This is a genomic window from Arenibacter lacus (assembly GCF_008711145.1).
Lineage (GTDB): Bacteria > Bacteroidota > Bacteroidia > Flavobacteriales > Flavobacteriaceae > Arenibacter > Arenibacter amylolyticus.
The window spans coordinates 1-3,597 of sequence record NZ_VVIN01000126.1; the positions used below are offsets into that span (position 1 = coordinate 1).

The window sequence follows — 3,597 nt, forward strand, 5'->3', positions numbered from 1 at the left end:
GTCATCGTACGCTTATACCTTCATAAAGTCCTCGGCCATAATTTTACGGAGATAGGACAGCAGCTCCTCGGCATGTTCTTTGGCAAACACTAAAGGGGGTTTTATTTTGAGCACATTGTTATCGGGACCATCCGTACTCATTAAGATCGCATGATCTTTCATTCTGTCTGCCAGGTACTGGGTCTGCTCTGTTAATGGCTCTTTATGTTCATTTACCAATTCCATTCCCAAGAAGAGCCCTTGCCCCCTTACATCTCCGATGATGGGATAATCGGACGCTAATTTTCTTAGCTCTTCCTTTAAAAACTCTCCAATAGTATAGGCATGTTCCTGAAGATTTTCGCGCTCTACTACCCTTAGTACTTCAGCCCCAATGGCACAGGATACGGGATTACCTCCAAAGGTATTGAAGTATTCCATCCCATTGGCAAACTTCTCCGCCACTTCTGGGGTGCAGGCTACCGCTGCAAGCGGATGACCATTCCCCAAGGGCTTGCCAATGGTCACAATATCGGGCGTAACATCATGCAATTGAAAACCCCAAAAAGTTTTCCCCACCCTACCGCAGCCCACTTGCACCTCATCGGAAATACAGAGTCCGCCAGCTTCTCTCACTATTTGGTAAACCTCTTTTAAAAATCCAGCCGGTAATTCTACCTGTCCGCCACAACTTATAATCGGCTCTACGATAAAAGCTCCCACCTTCCGGCCTTTGGAAGTAATTTTCTGAAGTTGTTTCCATACTTCCTCGGCATATTTTGGACCAGCGTCCTTCCCTCGGTATTTTCCTCTAAATGCATCGGGAAGGGGAAAAATATGGGTATGTTCTGGGGCTCCCTGTCCCCCTTTTCCATCAAATTTATAGGAGCTGATATCGATACACATATTAGAGTTACCATGATAGCCCACTTCGGAAGCTATAATATCCCGTTGTCCCGTAGCGGCTTTCACCATACGGATAGCCAATTCATTAGCCTCACTGCCCGAATTTACAAAATGAAGGACACTTAATTCTGGCGGCAGAGTTTTCAATAGCTCTTGGGCCAATGTATTGATATTTTCATGTAAATAGCGACTATTGGTATTTATAAGTGCCATCTGCTCTTGCCCTGCCGTAACTACTGCTGGGTGCTCGTGCCCTACATGGGCTACATTGTTTACGGTATCCAGATATTTTCTTCCATACTGATCCATTAAATAAGGACCAGCACCACGTACCATTTTAATTGGCTCTTTATATTGCAAGCTTAAACTCTTCCCCAGATGTTCCTTTCTATAGGCTACGATATCTGCGTTGGCAAGCTCTTTCCTTGCTTCCAAGGCATCCAACTTGAATAATAGGTTGGGATCTGGACAAATACTGGCCCATACGGAACGCTGACTCACATAGGTTACTCCAGGGAAATCTACCGTATAGTCTAAGAGGGAAAGCATCAATTGAAAATGAAGGTGGGGCACCCAGTTCCCGTTTTCTTGCCCCTCACCCAATACACCAATTAATTGTCCGCCAGCAATAAACTCCCCCTTTTTATGGGAAGTGGCACTTTCCACGGAGAGATGCCCATACAGGGAGTAAAACTCAATTCCCACTACCTGGTGTTTTAATATTACCAATCCCCCGTATTCCTTATCGCCGGCGTCATTCACCGCCACCACTACCTCACCATCCAATAACGCATGTACCGGCGTGTCTGCAGGCAACCAGAAATCTACCCCTAAATGTATAGAGCGACTCTCACGACCCTTGTTGCCTTTTTTCTCATAGGATGCAGTAGTGTAAATGGGACGCGGCTCTAGGTAGCCCCCTGCTAAAATTTTAGTAAGGTGTTCCCCTTGTAATTTATTGATTTTATACTGAAAGAAGTCTAGGTCGTTAAAATCCTTCTCATGACCCAACCACTTACTAGAAACGCTAAGATCCAGGTCAAAAACCTGATCCCTGCCGATGTTGGGAAACATATCTTTTAAAGAAAAAGTATTTTTTTCACACCATGCTACAAATGGTTCTTCATTGGGATGCGCGCTAAACCCACAGACCTCCCTAAAGCTAAAATGGGCAAAATCGGCATTTATTTCTCGCCATTTTTTAAGGACTTCCCAAGCCGGTTTCTCACTGATTAGCAGGTAGGTATTATCTGGCTCCGCTATTTTATTGATGGCGCTTTTGGTCACCGATATCGTCAGGCGCATCCCAATGGCCATATATAAATGCTTGAGTTCCTCTTGCTGCAGGGGAAAGGTCTGGTGATAGCCTTTTACAATGGGTAGGGCCGCCTCTAAGGGATCCTCATGTCCCATAATAGCATAGGCACAGGCAATGGCAAGATCGTTAATGATTTGTGTGTAAACAGCATCCCCAAAATCGATGGCAGAAATCACCTTAGGATTCAACAAATCCTCGGAAACTATTACGTTGTTATCATTGGCATCGTTGTGCACTACGCTTTTTCTGAGCTTGGAGTAAGTTGGCTGTTCCTGTAGAAATAACCGCTGGTAAAAGGAGACGATTTCCTTTTCTTGGTCTTTAAAAAGGTGTTGATGCTCTGTAGTCCATTGGCCTTGGGCCACGTCCCACTCAAATTCCCTATGGGCTTTGGAATGATTAAACCCCTGCAAGGCTTGGGTAAGTTTCCCACAATGTACCCCAAGACCAAACCGTAGCTCGTCCAATTGCGGATTTACCCCGCTCCATACCCGTCCAGAAATCCAAGACAGGAGTCGCACTTTCCGCAGCTGCCCAAAATCGTCTTTTATTTCCGAAATAAGGTTACCAGCCACATCGGGAAAGACCTTAGGGGATACCAACTCCTTCCCATTTTCTTCCACATACTGCAACAAATGCTGTTGAAAATCCAGATAATCCTCATCTTCCCCAGGACGGGATACTTTTAGGATATAGGATTTCCCGTTCTTGGCATCGATCTTAAAGTTAAAATCGATTTCCCCGGGCAAGGGTTTTGCCTTGCCTTCAATTTTAAAAAGATCCCGGGCTATTCTTTCTGCCTTTTCCGTACTGATGTGTAAGTTATTGTAATCCATTAAACACCGTTTTTATTTGAGGAACACCAAATGATGGGGTATACCCACTGATCCACCAAACTATCTCCCAATCTATAGGAATATTTTAATCAAATATAATTTTATAGCCGATGAATAGGTATTTAAAGCTATATTTTTTTGGGAAAGCGAATGAACGATCTTAATCTAGGAATGTATTTTAAACGATAAAGAAGGGGGATAAATCCTAGGGTGAAGGGAATTTACGTACTAAACTAATTAAAAACAGGGCATAAAAAAACGCCCTAAAAGCAGTTTAATGTCTTAAGGCGTTTGTGGATGGATAGTACAATTATCTTTGCATCAAGACTTCTCTTTCGGAGGCTCTTTCCTGTCTTAACGACTCGGAAAAATACCTTTCAAAACTATCATCCATTTCATCTATCCAGTTCGTATGGTGATTTTCGGCCATAGTTCCCGTCATAACAGATCTAAAGGTTACATCGCGGTATCCTAGGATATCGTCCTCCTTGTCTCTTAACCACTTCTTAAAATGAGCTGCTACGGTATCCAAATCAAATTCTGGATAATCGGTCATAT

Annotated in this window: 1 protein-coding gene and 1 pseudogene; both read right to left on the minus strand. The window is 43.6% G+C overall.

What is annotated here, in order from left to right:
* Positions 1-12: 12 nt before the first annotated feature.
* The gene (locus F1E73_RS16590) at positions 13-3,039 is read right to left on the minus strand and encodes an aminotransferase class III-fold pyridoxal phosphate-dependent enzyme (RefSeq protein WP_150452604.1); all 3,027 of its coding nucleotides are present in this window, start codon (positions 3,037-3,039) and stop codon (positions 13-15) included.
* A gap of 310 nt (positions 3,040-3,349) precedes the next feature.
* A pseudogene (locus tag F1E73_RS17690) lies at positions 3,350-3,597 on the minus strand (NAD(P)/FAD-dependent oxidoreductase); the annotation flags it as partial.